General features: G+C 70.6%; 26 protein-coding genes and 1 tRNA gene. 18 read left to right on the plus strand and 9 right to left on the minus strand.

Features of this window, described 5'->3' with window-relative positions:
• Positions 1-4: 4 nt before the first annotated feature.
• From folP to BIU91_RS05270, 12 genes are all read left to right on the plus strand, one after another.
• Positions 5-973 (plus strand): dihydropteroate synthase, encoded by a 969-nt coding sequence (gene folP / locus BIU91_RS05220; RefSeq protein WP_171907780.1) that lies wholly within the window; start codon positions 5-7, stop codon positions 971-973.
• Positions 970-1359 (plus strand): dihydroneopterin aldolase, encoded by a 390-nt coding sequence (gene folB / locus BIU91_RS05225; protein WP_071404507.1) that lies wholly within the window; start codon positions 970-972, stop codon positions 1357-1359. The genes folP and folB overlap by 4 nt, the downstream gene beginning before the upstream one ends.
• A complete protein-coding gene (folK, locus tag BIU91_RS05230; protein ID WP_071404508.1) occupies positions 1356-1910 on the plus strand; it encodes a 2-amino-4-hydroxy-6-hydroxymethyldihydropteridine diphosphokinase in 555 nt (184 codons plus the stop codon). The genes folB and folK overlap by 4 nt, the downstream gene beginning before the upstream one ends.
• The gene (locus BIU91_RS05235; RefSeq protein ID WP_071404509.1) at positions 1907-2398 is read left to right on the plus strand and encodes a DUF3180 domain-containing protein; all 492 of its coding nucleotides are present in this window, start codon (positions 1907-1909) and stop codon (positions 2396-2398) included. Before folK ends, BIU91_RS05235 begins: the two co-directional genes overlap by 4 nt.
• Positions 2399-2422: 24 nt before the next feature.
• On the plus strand, positions 2423-2944 hold the full coding sequence (locus tag BIU91_RS05240) for a PH domain-containing protein (protein ID WP_071404510.1): 522 nt from the start codon (positions 2423-2425) through the stop codon (positions 2942-2944).
• Positions 2945-2953: 9 nt separating this feature from the next.
• On the plus strand, positions 2954-4714 hold the full coding sequence (locus tag BIU91_RS05245; RefSeq protein ID WP_071404511.1) for a PH domain-containing protein: 1761 nt from the start codon (positions 2954-2956) through the stop codon (positions 4712-4714).
• Positions 4711-5403 carry a Rossmann-like and DUF2520 domain-containing protein gene (locus BIU91_RS05250; RefSeq protein ID WP_071404512.1) on the plus strand — a complete coding sequence of 231 codons (693 nt, stop codon included), beginning with the start codon at positions 4711-4713 and terminating at the stop codon, positions 5401-5403. Before BIU91_RS05245 ends, BIU91_RS05250 begins: the two co-directional genes overlap by 4 nt.
• A 253-nt stretch (positions 5404-5656) precedes the next feature.
• On the plus strand, positions 5657-7183 hold the full coding sequence (gene lysS / locus BIU91_RS05255) for a lysine--tRNA ligase (protein ID WP_071404513.1): 1527 nt from the start codon (positions 5657-5659) through the stop codon (positions 7181-7183).
• A 29-nt stretch (positions 7184-7212) separates the two neighbouring features.
• Positions 7213-7416, plus strand: coding sequence for a hypothetical protein (locus tag BIU91_RS05260; RefSeq protein WP_071245264.1), 204 nt, complete (start codon positions 7213-7215; stop codon positions 7414-7416).
• A gap of 58 nt (positions 7417-7474) precedes the next feature.
• Positions 7475-7648 (plus strand): hypothetical protein, encoded by a 174-nt coding sequence (locus BIU91_RS18830; RefSeq protein ID WP_171907781.1) that lies wholly within the window; start codon positions 7475-7477, stop codon positions 7646-7648.
• A gap of 63 nt (positions 7649-7711) precedes the next feature.
• Positions 7712-7846 (plus strand): hypothetical protein, encoded by a 135-nt coding sequence (locus BIU91_RS19440; protein ID WP_258320880.1) that lies wholly within the window; start codon positions 7712-7714, stop codon positions 7844-7846.
• 353 nt (positions 7847-8199) lie between these two features.
• Positions 8200-9258: a sigma-70 family RNA polymerase sigma factor gene (locus BIU91_RS05270; RefSeq protein WP_035809350.1), complete on the plus strand. Its 1059-nt coding sequence runs from the start codon at positions 8200-8202 to the stop codon at positions 9256-9258.
• Positions 9259-9446: 188 nt separating this feature from the next.
• Here the strand turns inward: BIU91_RS05270 and BIU91_RS05275 are convergent, their stop codons facing one another.
• Positions 9447-10379 carry an NAD(+)/NADH kinase gene (locus BIU91_RS05275; RefSeq protein WP_071404515.1) on the minus strand — a complete coding sequence of 311 codons (933 nt, stop codon included), beginning with the start codon at positions 10377-10379 and terminating at the stop codon, positions 9447-9449.
• 70 nt (positions 10380-10449) lie between these two features.
• On the opposite strand from BIU91_RS05275, the gene BIU91_RS05280 reads away from it, so the two are divergent.
• Both BIU91_RS05280 and BIU91_RS05285 read left to right on the plus strand, forming a co-directional pair.
• The gene (locus tag BIU91_RS05280; RefSeq protein ID WP_071404516.1) at positions 10450-10926 is read left to right on the plus strand and encodes a Clp protease N-terminal domain-containing protein; all 477 of its coding nucleotides are present in this window, start codon (positions 10450-10452) and stop codon (positions 10924-10926) included.
• Positions 10927-11217: 291 nt separating this feature from the next.
• Entirely contained in the window at positions 11218-13737 is a 2520-nt protein-coding gene (locus tag BIU91_RS05285; protein WP_027467068.1) for an ATP-dependent Clp protease ATP-binding subunit, read from the plus strand.
• A 294-nt stretch (positions 13738-14031) separates the two neighbouring features.
• Here the strand turns inward: BIU91_RS05285 and BIU91_RS05290 are convergent, their stop codons facing one another.
• The 5 genes from BIU91_RS05290 to BIU91_RS05310 all read right to left on the minus strand — a co-directional run bounded on the left by BIU91_RS05290 (position 14032) and on the right by BIU91_RS05310 (position 17538).
• The gene (locus tag BIU91_RS05290) at positions 14032-15045 is read right to left on the minus strand and encodes a hypothetical protein (protein WP_071404517.1); all 1014 of its coding nucleotides are present in this window, start codon (positions 15043-15045) and stop codon (positions 14032-14034) included.
• On the minus strand, positions 15042-15992 hold the full coding sequence (locus tag BIU91_RS05295) for a hypothetical protein (RefSeq protein WP_071404518.1): 951 nt from the start codon (positions 15990-15992) through the stop codon (positions 15042-15044). The genes BIU91_RS05290 and BIU91_RS05295 overlap by 4 nt, the downstream gene beginning before the upstream one ends.
• Before the next feature lie 4 nt (positions 15993-15996).
• Entirely contained in the window at positions 15997-16452 is a 456-nt protein-coding gene (locus tag BIU91_RS05300; protein ID WP_071404519.1) for a hypothetical protein, read from the minus strand.
• Positions 16449-16892: a hypothetical protein gene (locus tag BIU91_RS05305; RefSeq protein WP_035809351.1), complete on the minus strand. Its 444-nt coding sequence runs from the start codon at positions 16890-16892 to the stop codon at positions 16449-16451. Before BIU91_RS05305 ends, BIU91_RS05300 begins: the two co-directional genes overlap by 4 nt.
• Before the next feature lie 193 nt (positions 16893-17085).
• Positions 17086-17538 (minus strand): SRPBCC family protein, encoded by a 453-nt coding sequence (locus BIU91_RS05310; RefSeq protein WP_027467072.1) that lies wholly within the window; start codon positions 17536-17538, stop codon positions 17086-17088.
• 106 nt (positions 17539-17644) lie between these two features.
• Here BIU91_RS05310 and BIU91_RS05315 point away from each other — a divergent pair, with 106 nt between their 5' ends.
• A complete protein-coding gene (locus BIU91_RS05315) occupies positions 17645-18187 on the plus strand; it encodes an amino-acid N-acetyltransferase (protein WP_071245253.1) in 543 nt (180 codons plus the stop codon).
• Between the two features lie 64 nt (positions 18188-18251).
• Positions 18252-18953 carry a hypothetical protein gene (locus BIU91_RS05320; protein ID WP_071404520.1) on the plus strand — a complete coding sequence of 234 codons (702 nt, stop codon included), beginning with the start codon at positions 18252-18254 and terminating at the stop codon, positions 18951-18953.
• A 134-nt stretch (positions 18954-19087) separates the two neighbouring features.
• On the opposite strand, the gene BIU91_RS05325 is transcribed toward BIU91_RS05320, so the two are convergent.
• Positions 19088-19297 carry a cold-shock protein gene (locus tag BIU91_RS05325; protein WP_017887662.1) on the minus strand — a complete coding sequence of 70 codons (210 nt, stop codon included), beginning with the start codon at positions 19295-19297 and terminating at the stop codon, positions 19088-19090.
• 280 nt (positions 19298-19577) lie between these two features.
• On the opposite strand from BIU91_RS05325, the gene BIU91_RS05330 reads away from it, so the two are divergent.
• Positions 19578-19961 (plus strand): SseB family protein, encoded by a 384-nt coding sequence (locus tag BIU91_RS05330; protein WP_017887661.1) that lies wholly within the window; start codon positions 19578-19580, stop codon positions 19959-19961.
• Positions 19962-19965: 4 nt separating this feature from the next.
• Here BIU91_RS05330 and radA read toward each other — a convergent pair whose 3' ends face one another.
• Positions 19966-21327, minus strand: a complete 1362-nt coding sequence (radA, locus tag BIU91_RS05335; protein WP_084740666.1) for a DNA repair protein RadA — start codon at positions 21325-21327, stop codon at positions 19966-19968.
• A 10-nt stretch (positions 21328-21337) separates the two neighbouring features.
• Positions 21338-22345: an SGNH/GDSL hydrolase family protein gene (locus BIU91_RS05340; protein WP_071404522.1), complete on the minus strand. Its 1008-nt coding sequence runs from the start codon at positions 22343-22345 to the stop codon at positions 21338-21340.
• A 143-nt stretch (positions 22346-22488) separates the two neighbouring features.
• Here BIU91_RS05340 and BIU91_RS05345 point away from each other — a divergent pair.
• A tRNA-Ser gene (locus BIU91_RS05345) sits at positions 22489-22578 on the plus strand.
• Positions 22579-22947 lie beyond the last annotated feature (369 nt).

Below are 22947 nucleotides of genomic sequence, written 5' to 3' on the forward strand. Positions count from 1 at the left end.
CGGCATGACCGAGCTGCCGACGCGACGAGAGCGTCGACTCGCCGAGGTGAGTCGTGCCCGCGCCGCCGCCGCCGAACCGGCGACGGTCGCGATCGACCTCCGTGCACCCCGGCCGGTACCGGAGGTCGTGACCGGCCGTCGCCGTGACCGCGGTGGTCCGGCCGAGGAGCGCACCCGGGTGCTCGGCATCCTCAACGTCACCCCCGACTCGTTCAGCGACGGCGGGCTGCACCAGGCCTACGACGCCGCCGTGCAGCACGCACGGGACCTCGTCGCCGCCGGTGCGGACGTCATCGACGTCGGTGGGGAGTCCACCCGCCCCGGTTCGGAGCGCGTGCCCGTGCCGGTCGAGCAGGAACGGGTGCTGCCGGTCGTGCAGCAGCTCGTCGCCGAGGGCATCCCGGTCAGCGTCGACACGATGAACGCCGCGACGGCCGAGCGTGCCGTCGACCTCGGTGCCGCCATCGTCAACGACGTCTCCGGTGGGCTCGCCGACCCCGACATGGCCCGGGTCGTGGCGTCGACGGGCGTCGGCTTCGTCGTCATGCACTGGCGCGGCCACAGCGACCGGAGGTACCGCAACGCCGAGTACACCCACGCGGTCGAAGAGGTCCGGCGCGAGGTCGAACTCCGGGTCGCCGAACTCATCGTGCTCGGCGTCCGGCAGGAGCAGGTCGTCATCGACCCGGGCCTCGGCTTCGCCAAGCACGGCGTGCAGAACTGGGAGATCCTGGCCGGCTACGAGCGCTTCGCCTCGATCGGCCTGCCGGTGCTCGTCGCCGCCTCACGCAAGCGGTTCCTCGACGGTGTCGGGAGCCCCGAGGGTGCCCCGCCCAGGGAGCGCGACCTCGCCACCGCCGCCATCAGCCTGCTCGCCGCCGAACGCGGCGCGTGGGGTGTGCGCGTGCACGACCCGGCACCGACCCGTGCCGTGCTCGACGTCTGGGACGCCTGGAGGGCAGCTCGATCGTGAACGACACCATCCGACTCACCGGGGTCCGCGCCCGCGGACACCACGGCGTCTTCGACCACGAGCGCGAGGACGGCCAGGACTTCGTCGTCGACGTCGCCGTGGAGCTCGACGCCCGCGCCGCCTCGGGCAGCGACGACCTCGACGCCACCGTGCACTACGGCGTCCTCGCCGAGCAGGTCGTCGCCGAGATCGAACGCGACCCGGTCGACCTGATCGAGACCCTGGCCGAGCGCATCGCCGCGGCCGTGCTGACCCACCGAGCCGCACTCGCGACCGAGGTCACGGTGCACAAGCCGCAGGCCCCGATCACCGTGCCGTTCACCGACGTCTCGATCACCATCCGGCGTGCCCGCGGCGCCACGGTGCCGGACGAGGAAGAAGAATGACCCACCGGGTCGTCGTCGCCCTCGGAGCGAACCTCGGCGACCGGGGGAGCACGCTCCGCGCCGCCGCCACCGCGATCGCCGCCCTGCCCGGGGTCGAGCCGGTGGCCTCGAGCCGCGAGGTCGAGTCCGTCGCCGTGACCCTCGACGGCCTCGACACGTCGAAGCCCCGCTACCGGAACGCCGTCGTGGTCGTCGACACCGAACTCGAGCCGCAGGCCTTCCTCGACGCCCTGCACGGCATCGAGGACGCCCACGGCCGCACGCGCGAGGTCCGGTGGGGCGACCGCACCCTGGACCTCGACGTCATCGCCGTGGATGACCTGCGGATCGCCACGGACACCCTGGTCGTGCCCCACCCCCGGGCAGCGGAGCGCGCGTTCGTGCTCGCCCCGTGGCTCGACGCCGACCCCGAGGCCGTCCTGCCCGGTGCCGGGCCGGTGGCCGACCTGCTCGCCGCCGTGGGGGACGACACCGAGCGCGTCGACGAGCCGCGCCTGTTCGCGGAGCCGGCACGGGCCTCCCGGCCTGCGGGGAGCGCGACCAGCGCATGAAGCCCACCCGCGCCTCCACGCTGATCAGCATCGCCGTCGTGACGGTGGTCGCCGGCTTCGCACTCGACGCCGTCCTGGCGTCGCGCCAGCTGCCGACGTTCCTGTTCTCGATCCCGCTCGGCGTCACGCTCGCGTTCATCGGCGTCGCCGTCGTGCTCATGGCGCGCCCGGTGCGCCGGCACGCGCGCGACGGTGCCGGACGCCAGCGGCCGGTCGACCCGCTCTACGCGACGCGGGTCGTCGTGCTCGCGAAGGCGTCCAGCATCTGCGGCACGCTGCTGGGCGGGTTCGCCCTCGGCCTCGTGCTGTACCTGCTGACCCGTTCCGCGACGCCTTCGCTAGGCTCGACCCTGCCGAACGTGATCGCCGTCGGGGGCGGGATCGTCCTGACGGTCTGCGCACTCGTGGCGGAGCGCATGTGCATCGCACCCCCGGGTGACGACGACGACCGTGACGATCCCCGCAACGGTTCGACGACGGTGAACTGACCGAGCAACCCCAGGAGGCCCGCGATGCCGCGTGAACGACTCGACGAGCCCGGCCTCGGCCTCGGTGGGATCGCCTGGCAGCGGGTGTCCGCGAAGCTCGTGTGGACCGAACTCATCACCACGCTCGTGATCGGTGTCGTGCTCACCGCGGGCTGCGTGCTCATCGGGATCGTCACCGACGGCTTCGGTTCCGGGGCCGGCACCGTCTGGCTCTCCATCGGCATCGTCGTCGCGGTCGTCACGGCGATCACCGCCGCGCTCACGCCCCGACGGGTCCGGGCCATCGGCTACGCGCTCCGTGACGACGACCTGGTCGTGCGCCGCGGCCTCATGTGGCAGCGCTTCACGGCGGTCCCGTACGGCCGGATGCAGCTCGTCGACGTCGCCCGCGGGCCGCTCGACCGGGCGCTCGGCATGAGCGAGCTCAAGTTCGTCACCGCCGCCGCTGCGACGAACGTCCGGATCCCGGGTGTCCCGGCAGCGGACGCCGACGAACTGCGCGACCGCCTCGTCGAGCTCGCCGAGTCCCGTCGCGCCGGACTGTAGGGGTCGTCCGTGACCTTCCGACCGGGCACCCCGCCACCCGCCCCGCCCGCCCCGCCCACCCGGGGCAACGCGGCCGCCGCGGCACCCCTGACCGACGGCGAGTGGCACCGCCTGCACCCGCTCACCCCGCTGCTCAAGGGCGGGATCTTCCTCATCGTCATCCTCGGCTACGTGCTGAACAGCCTGCGTGACCAGCTCGTCGAGTTCTTCATCCCGGGCGAGCAGCAGGAGGACGGTGACCCGGTCCGGTACGTGTACGAGCACGGTGTCGTCGGCTGGGTCCTGCTCGGCATCGTGGTGCTGCTCCTGGTGCTGATCGGCCTGTTCTACCTGTCCTGGCGCATGCACGAGTTCCGCGTCACCGGCGAGATCGTCGAGGTGCGCTCGGGCGTGCTGTTCCGGAACCACCGCAAGGCCCGGCTCGACCGGATCCAGGGCATCAACATCCAGCGGCCGCTCGTGCCCCGGGTGTTCGGCACCGCCAAGCTCGAGATCGCGCAGGCCGGCAACGACGCCAACGTGCAGCTCGCCTACCTCGGGGCCCGCGCCGCCGACGACCTGCGGCAGCGGATCCTGGTGCTCGCGTCCGGCGCGAAGGACGACGACGGCCACGGTGGCCCGTCGCGGCAGTCGCACGGAGCACTGCAGGACCGCGTCGACGAGATGTTCTCGCCCGAGCTCGACCCGGCAGCCGTGCACGCCACCCGTATCGTCAAGGTGCGCCCGGGGCGGCTCATCGCGTCGATGCTGCTGTCCGGCACGACGCTGTTCCTGCTGATCGTCATCGCCGGCATGATCGTCAGCGTCGCCCTCACCGGCGAGTTCGCGGTGCTGTTCGGGCTGTTCCCCGCCGTGCTCGGTGCCGGTGGCTACTACGTCCGCAAGTTCTCCCGTTCGCTGCAGTACACGATCGCCGAGACCCGCGACGGCATCCGGATCGGCTTCGGGCTGGTCTCGACGTCGAACGAGACGCTGCCGCCCGGCCGCATCCACGCCGTCAGCGTCGCCCAGCCGCTGCTGTGGCGTCCGTTCGGCTGGTGGGACATCCGCATCAACCGGGCGACGAGCGCCGGCAACGGGGCGTCGAGCAACCAGCAGGTGTCCTCGATCGTGCTGCCCGTGGGTACAACGGCGGACGTCCGCGAGGTCCTCGACATCATCCTGCCCGGGCTCGTCGGCACCGTCGTCGCCGGCCCCGAGGCGTCGCAGGAAGCCCTGCGCGAGGGCGCGGCCGAAGCCGTGGACGTCGTCGACGACAGCCTCACCACCTCGGGCGACCGCGGTGGCTTCGTGCACTCCCCACGCCGTGGCGCCTGGCTCCGTCCGTTCGCGTTCCGGCGCAACGGCTACCGGTTCGTGCAGGGTGCGGTGCTGCTGCGGCTCGGTGCCGTGTGGCGCTCGCTCGTCATCGTGCCGCTGCCCCGGGTGCAGAGCGTCAAGGTCGAGCAGGGTCCCCTCGAGCGTGCCCTGCGGCTCGCGGCCGTCCACGTCCACACCGTGGCCGGCCCGGTCTCGGCCCGCGTCGGCGCGCTCGACGCGCGGGACGCGCAGCGCCTGTGGGCGGAGACGACGCAGCGTGCCGTCGAGGCGGCCGCGGTCGACACGACGCACCGCTGGCGCGAACGGGAGGCCCGTCCCGCGACCGCCACGCACGCTGCGGTCGACACCGTGCCCGGGTCCGGAGCCCCTGCCGGACCGACGGCGGCCCGCCGGTCCGGTGCCGTCCCTGCCGGCTGGGGCGACGTCCCACCGACCGGAGCCGCGCGATGAGGGCCGGGCGTCTCGGGGTCGGCATCGTCGGCGCCGGACGGGTCGGACCGGTCCTCGGAGCAGCCCTGGCGAACGCGGAGCACGCCGTCGTCGGGGTGACCGCCGTGTCCGACGAGGGCCGTGACCGCGCCGAGGCGATGCTGCCCGGCGCCCCGGTGCTCGCGACGCCGGACCTGGTCGAGCGAAGCGAACTCGTGCTGCTCGCGGTGCCGGACGACCAGCTCGCCTCGCTCGTGCAGGGGCTGGCGGACGCCGGGATCTGGCAGCCGGGGCAGCTCGTCGTGCACACCAGCCCCGACCACGGCGTCGGCATCCTCGCCCCGGCGATGGCGGCCGGTGCCATCCCGTTGGCGATCCACCCCGCGATGGCCTTCACGGGCACGAGCGTCGACCTGTCCCGGCTGCGCGACGCGTACTGCGCGGTGACCGCCCCGGCGCCCGTGTTGCCGATCGCACAGGCGCTCGTGGTCGAGATGGGCGCCGAACCGTTCGTCGTCGCCGAGGCGGACCGGCCCGCGTACGCCGATGCGGTGCGGGCCGCCGTGAGCTTCTCGACCGCGATCGTGGACCAGTCGGCGGGCACCCTGTCCGGCATCGGCGTCGAACACCCGGGCCGTGTCCTCGGTGCGCTCGTCCGCTCCGCCGTCGACAACGCGCTCACCGCCGCCGACGGGCAGTCGGCGCTCTAGCGGTTCGGGGGCGGGACCGCGGCGCGAGGAGTCGGTCGGGGCCGGGTGCTCGAGTGGTCAAGACTCCCCGCTCAGTTCGCCCGAGTGGTCACGACCTGTCGGTTGCGCGTGCTCGAGCCGACGGATTGTGACCGGTGGGCGTGGTGCGGGCGGGGTGTTGTGACCGCGGTCTCGGGCGGGCACGGTTCGGGGGCGGGACCGCGGCGCGGGTAGCATTTCCCCCGACCCCCACGACCATCGGAGCCGCACCCGCATGACCGACGAGACCGTCACCCCCGACACCGCGATCGCCGACGCCGCCGCACTGGCCGAGCAGGAGACCAGCGAGCAGCGACAGGTCCGGCTCGACAAGCGGGCGAAGCTGCTGGAGTCGGGCATCGAGGCGTACCCCGCCGAGCTCCCCATCACCACGACGATCCCGGCCGTGCGCGAGCAGTACGCGCACCTGGAGACCGGCGAGGAGACCCAGGACGTCGTGGGCATCGCGGGTCGTGTGGTGTTCTCGCGCAACACCGGCAAGCTCTGCTTCGCGTCCCTGCAGTCGGGCGACGGCTCGCGCATCCAGGCGATGGTCTCCCTGGCCGAGGTGGGGGACGAGTCCCTCGCCCGCTGGAAGGAGTTCGTCGACCTCGGCGACCACGTGTTCGTGCACGGACGGGTGATCTCCTCGCGCCGCGGCGAGCTGTCGATCATGGTCGACGACTGGGCGATCGCGGCGAAGGCGATCCTGCCGCTGCCGAACCTGCACAACGAGCTCAACGAGGAGACGCGGGTCCGCCAGCGCTACCTCGACCTCATCGTCCGCGACGAGGCCCGCGCCACCGTGCGTGCCCGTGCCGCCGTGATGGCCTCGCTCCGTCAGACCTTCACCGCGCACGAGTACCTCGAGGTCGAGACCCCGATGCTGCAGACCCAGCACGGCGGCGCCTCGGCCCGACCGTTCGTGACGCACTCGAACGCCTTCGACACCGAGCTGTTCCTGCGCATCGCACCCGAGCTGTTCCTGAAGCGCGCCGTCGTCGGTGGCATCGACCGGGTGTTCGAGATCAACCGGAACTTCCGGAACGAGGGCGCCGACTCGTCGCACTCGCCCGAGTTCGCGATGGTCGAGGCGTACCAGGCGTACGGCAACTACGAGCAGATGGCCGACCTGACGCAGGAGCTCGTGCAGAACGCGACCCGCGCGGTCACCGGTGGTGCGCTCGAGGTCACCCTGCCCGACGGCAGCACCTACGACCTGGGTGGCGAGTGGCCCCGCATCGACATGTACGGCTCGCTGTCCGAGGCCGCGGGGCGTGCGATCAGCCCGGAGACCCCGCTGTCCGAGCTGCAGGCGCTCGCTGAGGCCGAGGGCGTCGAGGTCGCCCACGCCACGCACGGCAAGTACGTCGAGGAGCTCTGGGAGCACTTCGTCATCGACTCGCTCGACCGCCCGACGTTCGTGATGAACTTCCCGGTCGACACCTCGCCGCTCACCCGGCAGCACCGAACCCGTCCGGGCGTCGTCGAGAAGTGGGACCTGTACGTCCGCGGCTTCGAGCTCGGCACGGCGTACTCGGAGCTCGTCGACCCGGTCGTGCAGCGGGAGCGGTTCGTCGAGCAGGCGAAGCTCGCGGCCGGCGGTGACCTCGAGGCGATGCGCGTCGACGAGGACTTCCTGCGGGCCCTGGAGCACGCGATGCCCCCGTCGGGCGGCATGGGCATGGGGATCGACCGCCTGCTCATGGCCATCACGGGCCTGGGCATCCGCGAGACGATCCTGTTCCCGCTGGTCAAGTAGCTCCCGGTCCGCCGGGGTACGATGCTCGGGTGCCTGAAGGAGTCGTAAGCGGGATCGTCTTCGCCCTGACGCCGACCATCGTCGTCGGCCTGATCTTCTGGTTCGTGATGCGCGCGATCATGCGTGCCGACCGGACCGAGCGTGCCGCGTACGCCAAGGTCGAGGCCGAGGAGCGCGCCCGCTTCGAGCGTGAGCACGGTCGCCCCGCGCCGGCTCCGACGTCGGCCGAGTAGGCGCCCGCGCACGATCCACTTCACCCCGTGTTCACCGCGCGGTGTGATCCTGTCGCGCATGCCCACCATCCCGGAGTCCGTCGCCGGCGTCGATGACCTCGATGACCTCGACGTGGAGGACGCCTTCGGGCACCCGGTGTCCGGCACGTCCGGCCGGCCCGACGGAACCGGCCGCGAAGCCGACGGTGGACCCCTCGACGACGAGGGCGACGTCGACGACCTCGACGTCTGAGCGCCGACGGACCGTCACGCACCGTTCACCTCGCCGACGCGTGCCGGGGTGAGCATCGTCCGCATGGCAACCACCGCACATCCCTTCACGGGCCGCAGCCTCGTCGGTGACATCGAGAGCGAGTACGACGAGTTCGACCGAGACGCAGACCTCGAGGTCTCCAAGCGCCGGGACGGGTGGCTCGAACCCTCCTGGTGACCCCCACCCATTCGGTATTCGGGGTACGACGACCAGATCGCACTGATCCGGTCGGACGTACCCCTTTTGCATGTCCGGAGTACGCAGTCGCCTGGGGTACACGATCGGAAACGCTGGTGAAACACGCCTGCAACGCCGGAAACACGGCGTTATCCGCTTGATCCAGGGCAGATTGGGGGACCAGACTGTCGGTGGGCTGTACCCCGCGGGGGACGCTTTCGATGATGAAGCACGGAGAACCCTGAGAATCGCTCCGAACGATTTGTGGGGTACACCTCCGGGCCGCTTTACTCATCAGCACCCCCAGGCAACGCCCCACGAAGCCATCACCGTCGAACGCAGGGAGAAACACCATGACGATCGCAACGGCTGCACCCAGCACCACCCGCCGCACCGCCACCAAGAAGGCATCGGCATCGAAGACCGCGACCGCCGAGTCCGCCACCACCTCCCTCGACACCGAGGTCGAGGCCGACGAGCAGCTCGCCGGTGTCCGCGGCGCCTCGGTCGACCAGGTCGGCGACTACCTCCGTCACATCGGCCGTCTCTCGCTCCTCACCGCCGAGGAAGAAGCGCAGATCGCACGCCGCATCGAGGTCGGGCTCTTCGCCGAAGAGAAGCTCGCCACCGAGAAGGGTCTCGCGAAGACCCTGCAGCGTGAACTCCGCTGGCTCGTCCGTGACGGTGAGCGTGCCAAGGAGCGCATGATCACCTCGAACCTCCGCCTCGTCGTGAGCATCGCCAAGCGGTACTCGCAGCGCGGCCTGCCCTTCATGGACGTCATCCAGGAAGGCAACCTCGGCCTGGTCCGTGCGGTCGAGAAGTTCGACTTCACGCAGGGCTACAAGTTCTCGACCTACGCCACCTGGTGGATCCGCCAGGCCATCTCGCGTGGTCTCGCCGACAAGGCACGTACGATCCGCATCCCGGTGCACACCGTCGAGCTCATCAACAAGATCTCGCGCACCGAGCGTGACCTCACCGTCGACCTCGGCCGTGCGCCGATGCCGGAGGAAGTGGCCGCCGAGCTGAGCATGAGCGTCGAGGAACTCGTCGACCTCAAGGGTCGCTCGCACGAGCCGGTCTCGATCCACACCGTGGTCGGCGACTCCGACGACAGCGAACTCGGTGACTTCATCGAGGACGAGGACGCCGCGAGCCCGAACGAGCTCACCGAGACGACGCTGCTGCACCGCGACATCCGCTCCATCGTCGCCGAGCTGCCCAGCGACGAGGCGAACGTCATCCGCATGCGCTACGGCCTGGACGACGACAAGCCGATGACCCTCGACGAGATCTCGAAGATCGTGCACACGACCCGCCAGGCCGTCAGCCGGGTGGAGTCGCGCGCGAAGCTGCGCCTGTTCGCCAAGGCGGTCTCGCAGGACATGCAGCTGTACCTGACCGACTAGGTCAGTGGACTTCGGCCGGCACGTTCACCCGTGCCGGCGCGGGGAAACCGGGTCGTTCTGTGGGAAGACGATCCGGTGGGGTGATGGGACGGCCCGCTCGAGCACTGCTCGAGCGGGCCATTCACGTTCCCGGAGCCGGAGCCGGAGCCGGAGCCGGAGCCATAGCCAGGGCCAGCCCCGGCGCGGCGTTAGTCGTCGATCTCGCGCCGGAGCTTCTGCCGCAGGTCGCTCGGGATGAGCTCGACCAGCTGGTCGGGCCGCACCGGCAGGTCGAGCAGGCTGAGCTTCACGCGTCCGGTGCGCCCGTGCCGCTCGGCGTCGAGGCGCACCACGCTGCCGGCGTCCTTGCGGAGCCGCATGTCGATCTGCGCCCCGGTGGCCACCTCGCCGACCACGAGCCCGTCCACCTCGAGCGCAGCGCTCCTGGTGCCCTCGGCGATGTCGAACCGGTAGCGCTCCCGCGCGGCGAGCACCACCGAGCGGTCGATCCCGGCCATCGGCGCGACCGGCGTCACCACCGAGCCGGACAGCGCGGGGGAGAGCACCGGCCCACCGGCGGCGTAGTTGTACGCCGTGGAGCCGGCGGGTGTCGCGGCCACGATGGCGTCGGCCCGGTAGTACCCGTACCCGAGGCCCCCGACGCTGAGGTCGGCCGACACCTGCCCGGAGCCCGGCCGTCGCACGATGGTCAGGTCGTTGAACGCCAGGTAGTCGGTGCGGGCACCACCCCAGGACAACCGGGCCTCGAGCGCGTGGTGCGGTTCGAGCTGGTACTCGCCGGCGGACAGCCGTTCGAGCGCGCTCTCGAGCTCGGGCGGCTCGATCTCGACCAGGAACCCGACGTTGCCGTAGTTCACGCCGAGGACGGGCACCGGGCGCTTCGCCACGAGCCGCATCGCGCCGAGCATGGTGCCGTCGCCGCCGAGGGCCACGACCAGGTCGACGCGGTCGGTGAAGTCGTCGTCGTCGACCACGTCGACCCCGCCGCCGATGCGCTGGGCATCCGCGCGGCGGGCGAGCAGCTCGCCCTGGCCGGACGCGTTCCAGCGCTGCAGGGTCGTCACGGACTCCTGCACGTTCTTGGTCGGGTGGACGACGAGGCCGACGACGGGCTGCTCCATGAGCGGATCGTACCGAGCGGACCTCCGATGCGGGCTGTCCCTTCGCAGCGGCATGCGATATTCTGAATACATGCAGACCGGTCAGCTCTCCGTCGCCCTCCCTTCCGTCCGGCACGGCCGCGAGATCGTGCTGCTCGCCGACCTCGAATCCCACGAGTCCGGCTTCGGCTTCGTCGACGCCGAACACCTGCTGCTGGCCGCCGTCACGCTCTGCGCCGGCATGCCCCGCTTCCGCCCCGTCCTCGACGCCCACCGGATCACCCCGGACACCGTCCGCTCCGGCATCCGCGCCTTCGTCGGTGCCCACACCACCTGCCCCGGCGAACACGACCGCGTCGCGTGCACGCCCGCTGCGATGCGCGTGCTCGCCCGAGCCGCGACGATCGCGGGCCGTTCGGAGCGCATCCGGCCACCGCACGTCGTCCTCGCCGTGCTCGACTCGGTCGACGATCCGCTCGCCGGTTCGGCGCACGACGTCCTCGACGCCCTGGGCGTCGACGCGCGCCGCTTCCGACGCGACCTGCGTCGCGCGGTGCGGCGCGCCTGACCCAGCGCGACCGACAAGCGGACTGGAGGCCCGTGGCGACCCCGCCACGAGCCTCTCCCACCGGCACGGCCGACCCGCCGCTGGCGCGTCGGTCCGGTACCGGCGGCGGGGCCCAGTCCGTCTCGCCCGTCTCGTCGTTCGCTCACTGCGCACAAGACGCACCCTGGTCACGCCCACGGCGAACAGGGGCAGCCCCCGGGGGGAGCGCTGGTTACTCTCGAAGTACTTGGCCGGACTCACACGAGACCGGCACAGCGTCGGCTCCGCTCATCAGGGGCCAAGGGAGAGCACATGTTCGAGAGATTCACCGACCGGGCCCGTCGTGTTGTCGTCCTCGCTCAAGAAGAAGCGAAGATGCTCAACCACAACTACATCGGCACCGAGCACATCCTCCTCGGCCTCATCCACGAGGGCGAGGGCGTCGCCGCCAAGGCGCTGGAGTCGCTGGGCATCTCGCTCGACGCCGTGCGCGAGCAGGTCCAGGACATCATCGGGCAGGGCCAGCAGCAGCCGACCGGGCACATCCCGTTCACGCCGCGCGCCAAGAAGGTGCTCGAGCTGTCCCTGCGCGAGGCGCTGCAGCTCGGCCACAACTACATCGGCACGGAGCACATCCTGCTCGGCCTGATCCGCGAGGGCGAGGGTGTCGCAGCCCAGGTCCTCGTGAAGCTCGGCGCCGACCTGAACCGGGTGCGCCAGCAGGTCATCCAGCTCCTGTCCGGCTACCAGGGCAAGGAAGCGGTCGCCGTCGGCGGCGAGCAGCAGCAGAACGCGCAGCAGGGTTCGCAGGTCCTCGACCAGTTCGGTCGGAACCTCACCCAGGCCGCGCGCGACGGCAAGCTCGACCCCGTCATCGGGCGCGAGAAGGAGATGGAGCGGGTCATGCAGATCCTCTCCCGCCGCTCCAAGAACAACCCCGTCCTGATCGGTGAGCCCGGCGTCGGCAAGACCGCCGTCGTCGAGGGCCTCGCCCAGGCGATCGTCAAGGGCGACGTGCCCGAGACACTGAAGGACAAGCAGCTCTACTCGCTCGACCTCGGGTCGCTCATCGCCGGGTCCCGCTACCGCGGTGACTTCGAAGAGCGCCTGAAGAAGGTCACGAAGGAGATCCGCACCCGCGGCGACATCATCGTCTTCATCGACGAGATCCACACGCTCGTGGGTGCCGGTGCAGCCGAGGGCGCGATCGACGCGGCCTCGATCCTCAAGCCGCTCCTCGCCCGCGGTGAGCTCCAGACCATCGGTGCCACCACGCTCGACGAGTACCGCAAGCACTTCGAGAAGGACGCCGCACTCGAGCGTCGCTTCCAGCCGGTGCAGGTCAACGAGCCGTCGCTGCCCCACGCGATCAACATCCTCAAGGGTCTGCGCGACAAGTACGAGGCGTTCCACAAGGTGTCCATCACCGACGGCGCGATCGTCGCCGCGGCGAACCTGGCGGACCGCTACGTGCAGGACCGTTTCCTGCCGGACAAGGCCATCGACCTGATCGACGAGGCCGGCGCTCGCCTGCGTCTGTCGATCCTGTCGGCACCGCCGGAGCTCCGCGAGTTCGACGAGAAGATCTCGACGGTCCGCGGATCGAAGGAAGCCGCCATCGAGGAGCAGGACTTCGAGAAGGCCGCGAGCCTGCGCGACGAGGAGAAGAAGCTCCTCGGCGAGCGTCTCCGCCTCGAGAAGCAGTGGCGTGCGGGTGACGTCGCCGCGTCCGGCACCGTCGACGAGGGAATCATCGCCGAGGTCCTGGCCCAGGCCACGGGCATCCCGGTGTTCAAGCTCACGGAGGAGGAGACCTCGCGTCTCGTCTTCATGGAGAAGGCACTGCACGAGCGCGTCATCGGTCAGGAAGAGGCCATCTCGGCCCTGTCCAAGACCATCCGCCGGACCCGTGCCGGCCTGAAGGACCCGAACCGTCCCTCCGGCTCGTTCATCTTCGCCGGCCCCACGGGCGTCGGGAAGACCGAGCTCGCCAAGGCTCTCGCCGAGTTCCTGTTCGACGACGAGGGTGCGCTGATCTCCCTCGACATGTCGGAGTTCGGTGAGAAGCACACCGTTTCCCGCCTGTTCGGTGCCCCTCCCGGGTTCGTCGGGTTCGAGGAGGGCGGCCAGCTCACCGAGAAGGTGCGCCGCAAGCCGTTCTCCGTGGTCCTGTTCGACGAGATCGAGAAGGCCCACCCGGACATCTTCAACTCGCTGCTGCAGGTGCTCGAGGAAGGCCGTCTCACCGACGGTCAGGGCCGCGTGGTCGACTTCAAGAACACCGTCATCATCATGACCACGAACCTCGGTTCGCAGGGCATCGCCGGTGGCCCGGTGGGCTTCCAGGTCGAGGGTGACTCGGCCGTCGGCTACGACCGCATGCGCGGCAAGGTCAACGAGGAGCTCAAGAAGCACTTCAAGCCCGAGTTCCTGAACCGTGTCGACGACACGATCGTGTTCCCGCAGCTGTCGCAGCCCGAGCTGCTGCAGATCGTGGACCTGTTCGTGAAGCGTCTGGCCGACCGCCTGCTCGACCGCGACATGACCGTCGAGCTCACGCTGCCGGCCAAGGAGCAGCTCATCAAGGTCGGGTTCGACCCGTCCCTCGGTGCTCGGCCCCTGCGTCGCGCGATGCAGCACGAGGTCGAGGACCAGCTGTCCGAGCACATCCTGCAGGGTGAGCTCAACGCCGGTGACCACGTGAAGGTCGACTTCGTCGACGGTGCGTTCCACTTCGAGACCGGGCGTCAGCCGGGCCGCGAAGAGGTCCTCGCCGGTGCAGCCGCGGTCGAGGCCGCGACCGACACGCCCCAGGGCGAGATCGAGTCCTAGGACCTGACACCCCACGGACAGGAGGCTCGGTGCCAGCTGGCACCGGGCCTCCTGTCCGTTCTCGGGTCGGGTTCAGATCCCGCAACGCCGATCTGCGCGTCCTTGCGGCCACGGACCCCCGTCCGGGGGTACTGTGATGACAACGCGCGAGACGTTCCCCCCAACTCCTCGCGCGTCGCGCTCGATCGGTTCCCCCCAACGGATCGAGACGCAGCCGGCCCCGGTCTGTTCGCAGACCGGGGCCGTTGCACGTCTGTGGGTGGTTGCCGGTCGGCCGTGCGGGCGTCCGCCGCGTCAGGCGGCGTCGGGCAGCTGTGCGGCGAAGTCGCGGACGGCGCGCTCCCAGCGCTCCGGGTCCTCGTTCCACTCGAGCGTGTGCGGTGCCGTGCGGAACGTGACCGTGGTGGCGCCCTGCCGCGCGGCGACGTCGTCGGCGGCGACCAGGGCGTCGGCCTCGGAGTGGATCAGCAGCGTCGGCGTCGACGAGTCCTGCCAGGTGGTCGTCGTGACGGGAGTCGGGGCCCCGGCGAGCCGCGACAGCACGTTCGTGGTCGCGATGCGGGCGGCGACGGTGCCGACGAACGCGGGCAGGTGCGCGCCCCGGACGGCTCCGCGGAGTGCCGAGGCGACGTCGAGCAGGGGTGACATGGCCACGAGTCCGTCGACGTCGACGCGTGCGGCGGCGACGGAGCAGGCGAGCGCGCCGGCGGACCAGCCCTGCAGCACGACGCGCTGAGCACCACGCGCTCGGGCGGCGCGGACGGCGGCGACGATGCGGTCCGCTGCCCCGGCGTCGAGCGAGCGGAGCGGCAGGTCGGTGGTGTCGACGACCTCGGACGAGGCGCCGAGCGCACGCCAGACCCCGACACCGCGCAGGACCTGGCGCGGGCCGAGGGACTGCCCGTGCACGTGGACCACGTGGGTCGTGGCGGCCTCGGGCTCCGTGCCGGGCACGTCGTCCGGTCCGTCGTACCGCAGGGCGTCCCAGCCCCACGCACCGGTCGCCACGGGGGCGGTGACGCTGCGGCGGACGGTGTCGCCGTCACTGCTGGCTCCGGTCGCCGTGCTCGCGGTGGTGATCGCGCCGACCTGCACCCGGGTGCCGTCGCGCTGCAGGTCGTAGGTGCCCGGCAGGCGGGTGTCGCGGGTGGCGGTCAGCTCGACCTCGGTGTCCGTGGCGCTGCGGACCGTCGCGGTCGCCGTGTACGGCGTCGGGAACAGCAACCGTCGTGCGACGAAGGCGCCGAGTCCGAGCGTGCCGACCGCCCCTGCCGCGGTGCCGAGTGCCGTGATGCGTGCGCCGGTCATGTGATCTCCCTGAGTCGTGCCGTGGTGAGCGTCGCAGCGGCCGGGACGTCCTGCCCAGCCTCGCGCGCGCGGTCTTCGATCTCGACGGACAGCCGGTGCTGCCGACTCCGCCACTGGCGACGCTGCCACACGATCGTGAAGTAGAGCCCGGTGTTGCCCGATGCCGTCTCGAGCCGCCGGAGTTCCGGTTCGAGCACGCGGAACCGGCGTCGGGCGGCCCGCCAGTCGCGGAACTCCCGTGCGGCGTCGGGCAGGACGCCGCCGGCTGCGCCGATGGCGAGCAGGACCATCGAGCCGAGGAACACCGGGGTGTAGAGCGTCGACAGGACCCCGACCGCACCATCCGCGCCGGCGACGTGCACGGCGTCGAGGGCGATCGCGATGCCGGCGAGCAGCACGAGGCCGGCGGCTCCGACGACGAAGAGCCAGTACAGGCGGCCGAGCCCGTCGCCGCTCCGGAACCCGCGCAGCACGGCGACGGCCGACCGGGCGATCACGATGGCGATGTAGGTCATCTCGACCGCGGAGTAGAGCGCGGTCGGCAGCTGGTCGCCGTAGGCCACCATGAACTGCGCCGTCGGGGTCGGTGCGTCGATGAGGCTGAACAGCCCGACCAGGGCGACGAGCACGAGCACGCAGCCGATGATGCGGCTGGCGCGCAGGAGCTTGGCGGAGCGTGCGGCGGCCTCGACCGACTGCGCGAGGGCGAACATGCCGCACACCATCAGGCAGCGGCCGATCAGGTCGGCGATGTTCGGCACGTGCGTCACACCGGCGAGGAACGTCGTGACGTCGGGCTGGTTGATCGTGAGCCCGACGGCGACGCAGCTGCAGCAGACCATCAGCCAGGTGACGCTGGCCGACTGGGTGCGCACCAGGAGCAGCCGGGCGACCAGCACCGCCAGGATCAGCCAGACCGGGATCGACCCCCAGACGTGCAGCGTCACCGCGTCACCGGAAGATCCCGGGCTGGCCCTCGGGGTCGAGCAGCCCGATCCGCAGCGCGAGCTGGTCGGCGACGAGCTCGACGGCCTGTTCGTGCGGGGTGTCGAGCGAGCGGGTGAACGCCGTCCGGCCGCTGAGCAGCCCCGTGTACGCCTGGTGGTCACAGCCGGTGTCGTCCATGAACACGTGGGCGAGCTCGTGCAGCACGCACGCCACCCGGGAGCGCTCGGACAGCCCGGGGCGGGTCTCGAGCAGGGCGTGGTCGGTGCGCTGGATGAGCCGCGCGGACAGGTCGCCCGGCAGCTCCGTGGTGCGCACGAGGATCGGCTTGCCGAGCGCCGCCTCGGCACGGGCGGTCAGCTCCGGCAGGGACAGCCGACGGGGGAGCCCGAGGCGCTGCACGCGGCGACGGGCCTCGGTCTGCCGACGCAGGGCGTCGAAGCGGTCGCGGTACCCGCTCACGGGGTGCCGCCCGATTCGTCCAGGCGACGCAGGTGGTCGGTGAAGTCGCGGATCTCGTCCGCCGAGGCGAACTCGCCCAGACGCCGGGTGGCGAACGCGACGACCTCGCGCTTGCGGAGTTCGAGCACGAGTTCCAGTTGCGCCTGCACCCGCTCCGGCACGTCCGTGTTGCCGGCAGCGTCTGTCAGGTACTCCGCTGGGACGCCGAAGTAGGTCGCCAGGGCCGCCAGGAGTCGCTGGTCGCGGACGGCCGGACCGTTGCCGCCGAGCATGTAGCCCCAGCGCGGTCGACTCATCGACGCACCCTGCGCCTCGATCTCGGCGGCGATCTCCTTGTACGGGGGTCGCTGGCCCGAGTTGGCCTCGACGACGTCCATCAGGAGCTGCAGTTTGCGCGACAGTTCCCGACGGTGTGCGTCGTCGTCGTTGTACTCGATCACGTGTCCCCACTCTCACATCTGTCTCAGACATGATAAAACTGATCCAGCGCGTCGGCCGGTGTCACCACTCTGCCAGGCTCGCGCTCGCTCGTCAGGTCGGCATTTCGATGGGGGGGATGCCGAACGGGGGACGAACGAACGGGAGGCGCGGTGCCAGCTGGCACCGCGCCTCCCGTCCGTCGTGTGGTGCGGACTACGCCTGCACGTCGCCGCGCCAGCCCGGCTGGGTCGGTGCGTTCTCGACGCGCTCCTTGTAGTTCTGCAGGTCCTTCTTGACGGCGTGGCCGCCGACGCCCACGGCGGAGCCGAGCTTCTCGAGGATGCCGGAGGGCTCCCAGTCGATCTGCACGGTGACGCGGGTCTCGGCGTCGGAGAGCTTGTGGAAGGTGACGACACCGGCGTGGTCGGTCTCGCCGTCCTTCACGGTCCAGGCGACACGCTCGTCGGGGTGCTGCTCCGTGATGAGGGCCCGGAACTCGCGCTCCTGGCCGGCGATCTTCACGGTCCAGTCGGTGGTCTTGTCGTCGACCTGGACGATCTTCTCGACCTCGTCGAGGAAGTGCGGGAACTCCTCGAAACGGGTCCACTGGTCGTAGGCCTGGCGGACGGGGACGTTGACGTCGACGGTTTCGATGATCTGAGGCATGCACCGGACGGTAGGCCGATCGACCTGGGCGGCACTCAGCAGCGCTGTCCCCCTGCGGCTTCGGCGGATGCGGGTCCGTCCGTCGCTGCGCAGTAGTGTGGGGCGGATGACAGAGCACGGCAAGCACGCGTTCCACGAGCGCGACGACCACGGGATCCTCGTGCGTCCGGCGCTCGCCTCGGACGTCCCGCACATCCAGCGGCTCATCGCCCCCTACGTCGACCGGCGCATCCTGCTCGGCAAGGAGAACGTCGCCCTGTACGGCTCGATCCAGCAGTTCCGGATCGCCGAAGGGCCCGACGGCACCCCGATCGGGTGCGGCGCACTCGCCGTGTTCTGGGACGACATCGCCGAGGTGCGCACGCTCGCCCTCGACGAGCAGTGGATCCACAAGCGCGTCGGGCACCGGATGCTCGAAGCGCTCGAGCACGACGCCCGTGAACTCGGCGTCGCCCGGATCTTCTGCCTGACCTTCGAGGTCGACTTCTTCGCGAAGCACGGGTACCTGGAGATCGGCGAGAGCGTCGTCTCACCGGACGTCTACGCCGAACTGGTCCGCTCGTCGGACGAAGGGGTCGCGGAGTTCCTCGACCTCGCCCGGGTCAAGCCGAACACCCTCGGCAACACCCGCATGCTGAAGAACCTCTGACGCTTTCTCGTGCCGCCCGGCGGGGTGGCCGGGTGCGGCCCGCGCCGTTGTCTACCCTGTGCGCATGTCGTCGTTGCGTCACCCCGTCGGGCCCGAGAAGCCGGTCGTCTACTGGCGCCGCCGGGCGCTCGTGCTCGGGGCGCTGCTGGTCGTCGTCCTGGTCGTGGTGCTCATCGTCGTCGGGCGGGGGAGCGGGGCCACCTCGGCGGCGCCGAGTGCGTCGGCCTCTGCTGCTGCCGGGTCTGGTGCAGGTGCATCGCCTGCCGGGTCTGCCGGTTCCGGTTCCGGGTCCTCGCGGTCCGCTTCGCCGAAGCCATCGGCTTCCGCCTCGGCTTCTGCGTCGAAGCCCGCCGCTGCCGACGGTTCGACCTGCACGAAGGACCAGATCGTCCTGACCCCGGTGCTCGACAAGTCGGCCTACGGCCCCACCGAGGACCCGAAGATCGCGATGTCGATCAAGAACTCCGGCACGAACTCCTGCCACCTGGACCTCGGATCGGCGCAGCAGGTGCTGACGATCAGCTCGGGCCAGGAGCAGTACTGGTCGTCGAAGGACTGCCAGACCGGCGGCACGAACCAGGACGTCACGATCAAGTCCGGTCAGACGCTCACGACCCCGGCGATCGCCTGGGACCGGACCCGCTCGTCCACGTCGACGTGCGACTCGTCACGGCCGGCGGTCACCGCGGGAGGCGCGAGCTACCACCTGCAGGTCGCCGTCGGGAACCTCGAGTCGAAGAGCTCGGTGCAGTTCATCCTGCAGTAGGCGGCGGGAGCGCGGTTCGCGGTGCGCAGTGCGCGGTTCCGATCCGTTCCGGCTGGCCTGTGCCTCGCAGGGCGCCGGGAACAGCAACAGGCCCCGTCGTCCGAAGACGACGGGGCCTGTTCAAGCTGATGTGATCAGCCGAGGACGGTGATGTTCTCCGCCTGCGGGCCCTTGCGGCCCTCGGTGATGTCGAACTCCACCTTCTGGTTCTCCTCGAGCGACTTGTAGCCGTTGCCAGCAATCGCAGAGAAGTGCGCGAAGACGTCAGCGCTGCCGTCGTCCGGGGCGATGAAGCCGAAGCCCTTTTCGTTGTTGAACCACTTGACGGTACCGGTAGATGCCATGATGGCGTTTCCTTAGCTTTCTTGCTTCCGCCAAGGTGCAGATGCACCGACGGAGACCCCGACGTACGTCGACGGGGGTGATGCGCCACGCGGGCAGGTGCCGGCGGGACGGGTTCGGGGCCAGGCCTGTCGGCCAGTGACCCTGGGGCCCGGGTTGAGGGGCAAACCACCTCGCCCGGACGTTGAGCGCCGCCGAAGCGGTTCCATCAGGCTAGCGTGCTCTGGGCCGACTGGCTACCCGTGCGTCACGGAACGACGAAAATCTGGTGGAATTGAGCTGATGGCAGACAAGGAACAGCGCTTCCGGAGCGAACAGCTCGAGGAAGCCCTCGCGAAGCAGGACGTCGCTGCGGTGGCGTTCGCGCTCCGCCACGACATCGTGATCGTCCCCCGACTCGTCACCGGCAAGAAGGACATGCAGGTGCGAGTGTTCGGCCGTGAGGGGTCGGACAAGCGCATCCTGCTGCTGTTCTCGTCGGCGGACGCCTACACGGCGATGGTGCCGGACGAGAAGATCCGGCAGGTCATGGTCTACGACGGGCCTCGGCTCGAGGAGTTCCTGGCTGCCCACCTCGACATGCTCGAGGGCGTGTTCTTCGACATCGCCGGCCCGCACACGATGCAGGCCGCGCCGGCGGACCTGCTGGCCGCTTTGCGCGCGTAGCCGCTCAGAACGCGCGGTCGAGCTCGCGTTCGCGCGGGGACTGCGTCATCGAGAACGCCACACGCAGGGCTTCGCGCAGGTGCCCGGAGTCCGAGCCGAGCACCGTCGTGAACCCGAGGCGGGTGGCCTCGTTCACGCGCTGCTTCGTGCCCGTGGCCGGACGGATCTCACCGGCGAGGCTGATCTCGCCGACGGCCGCCAGCGTGTGCGGGTACGGACGGTCTCGTGCGGCGCTCGCGAGGGCCAGCGCGATCGCCAGGTCGGCACCGGGCTCGGTGAGCTTCATGCCGCCCACCGTGGACACGTAGACGTCGGCGTCGGACAGCTTGAGGCCGGCGCGGCGTTCGAGCACCGCGAGCAGCATCGCCACACGCGAGGCATCGACACCGTTCACGACCCGGCGTGGCTGTGGCGCCGAGCTCGGGACGATGAGGGCCTGCACCTCGACCGGCAGCGCGCGACGCCCCTCGAGTGCCACGGTGACGCAGGTGCCGGACACCGGGGTGGCGTTCTTCGACATGAAGAGGCCGCTCGGGTCGGGGACCTCGTGGATGCCGTCGCCGCCCATGTCGAAGCACCCGACCTCGTCGGTGGGGCCGAAGCGGTTCTTGAGCGCCCGGACGAAGCGCAGCGCGGTCTGCCGGTCGCCCTCGAAGTGGCAGACGACGTCGACCAGGTGCTCCAGGAGCCGCGGGCCGGCGATCGTGCCGTCCTTCGTGACGTGGCCGACGATGAGGACGGGCAGGGCGCGGTCCTTCGCGATGCGGATCAGGGTCGAGGCGACCTCGCGCACCTGGGACGTGCCACCCGCGATGCCGTCGATCGAGCTCGACGAGATGGTCTGCACGGAGTCGGCGATGAGCAGGTCGGGCTGGACCTGGTCGATCTGGCCGATGATCACACCGAGGTCGACCTCGCTCGCCAGGTACAGGTCGTCGTGCATCGCCCCGGTGCGTTCGGCACGGAGCCGGACCTGGTCGACGGACTCTTCGGCGCTGACGTAGAGGACGCGCTTGCCCGAGGCTGCGGCTCGGGAGGCGACCTCGAGCAGCAGGGTCGACTTGCCGACACCCGGCTCGCCGCTCAGTAGGACCGCCGCGCCCGGCACCACACCGCCGCCGAGGACGCGGTCGAACTCGCCGATGCCGGTCTGCCAGCGCTGCACGGAGGTGCCGCGGGCTTCGGTGATCGGTCGCGCGGCCCGGGCACCGGTGACGGCGACCGCTGACGTGCCGCGGGTGCTCGCCGACGCCGCCGAGCTGTCCTCGACGGTGCCCCAGGTCTGGCACTCACCGCACCGGCCGACCCACTTGATGGTGGTCCAGCCGCACTCGGTGCAACGGTAGAGGGACTGCGGGCGCGCCATGTCGTCGAGGCTAGGCCGTACGGCCGACATCACCGGGGTGGTCGCCCGGCTCGTCTGGTGTGCTTGGCTCGTCCGACCGGTCTCGTTCGTCGGGCACCGCGATCGACCCGGTCATCCGGTGGCGCAGGCGCTCGACCGGCCCCGGACCCTGGCGCGAGGCGTGGTCGAGTGCCTCGGCGCCGTCGGTGTCCTGTTCGGCGCGGGCGTTCGCCACCGCCCCGGCTTCACGACCGAGGTTCTCGGCCTCGCGCACGGACAGGTAGTGCCGGATCGCCGCCACCGTGTCGACCCGCGCGTCGACCGCCGGCTCGAAGGCGCTCGCCCAGACCTCGTAGCCGCGGTCGTTCGGGTGGAACAGGTCGCCGTAGCTGTTGAAGAAGGTGCGGCGGACCCCGACGCGCTTCGTGATGGTGTGCAGCGGCGCCACCGTCAGCCCGAACTCGTCGGCCACCCGGTGCACGATCTCGTTCGCCACCGCCACCTTGCGCTCCCGGTCCGGCACGAACATGCACGGCAGCTCGGCCACCACGGCGTGTGAGGGGACCGCGCCGTAGATCGCCCGGATGTTCCGCTCGAACTTGTCCGGGTCGAAGTCGGCGATGTCGTTCGCCCCGATCGACACCGTGCAGACGTCGGGCGCGTAGTGCCGGAGCTTCGGCAGCTGGTCACGTTTCGCACCCCACGTCGTCGAACCGGAGACGCTGAGGTTCACCACCCGGACCGACATGTGGGAACGGTGCCGGATGCGCCGCGCGAGCAGCCCCACGTAGCCACGCCCGGGTGCGGTCGCACCGACGCCCTGCGCTGCCGAGTCACCGATCGCCACGTAGAGCAGCTGCCCCTCGTGCTGCTGTCGTTCCCGCCACCAGTCGGCGTGGATCGGGAGCATGTCGACGACCCGTTGCGCCGCTGCCCGTTGGCCCTTCACGCCGGCGCGGGCGCCGACGGCTGCGGCACCGACGACGCCGAGGCTGCCGACGACGGAGGTGAGGAGTGCGATGAGCGTGCGGGATCTCATGCCGTGGACGGTACGCCCGCCGGTCTTGCCGGAGACGAGGAGGACCTGTGGGTGTGGGGAGAGCCCTGCAGGTGACCGCTTGTGGAGGGCGATCCGACCCGGGGTGTCATCACGGGCCTCCCGGATCGTGTAAACTCTTTCCCGGTACCGTGTCCGAGCGGCCGAAGGATCATGTCTCGAAAACATGTGTGGGGGCAACTCCACCGTGGGTTCAAATCCCACCGGTACCGCCACAGGGTCATTTGCAGGTCTGGGGTACCAGCGTTTGCAAGTCTGACCACGAAACAAGAGCCCCCGGCTGATGCCGGGGGCTCTTGTCGTTGCTCGCCACGTTGGTGGCGCGGGCATCGGTGGTTCTGCGTGGGGGACGAGTTCTCGGGGTGGCGGGTTCCGAAGGTACCTGGTGCAGTGTCTGGAAACCGTCGGACTACAGGAATCGACCCGGTGTGGCTGACTGCTGCGCGTCCATGTGCTCGATGGCCTGCAGGAGCTTGTCGCAATGGAAAGGGCTCCCTGCACGCGGTCGTCGGACAGGAAGTTCTGAACGTACAGTTCCCTCGTCGCGGCGTCCTGATGGGAGTTGCGCGCCGCTCTATGCCCCT

The organism is Curtobacterium sp. MMLR14_002, assembly GCF_001864975.1.
GTDB lineage: Bacteria > Actinomycetota > Actinomycetes > Actinomycetales > Microbacteriaceae > Curtobacterium > Curtobacterium flaccumfaciens.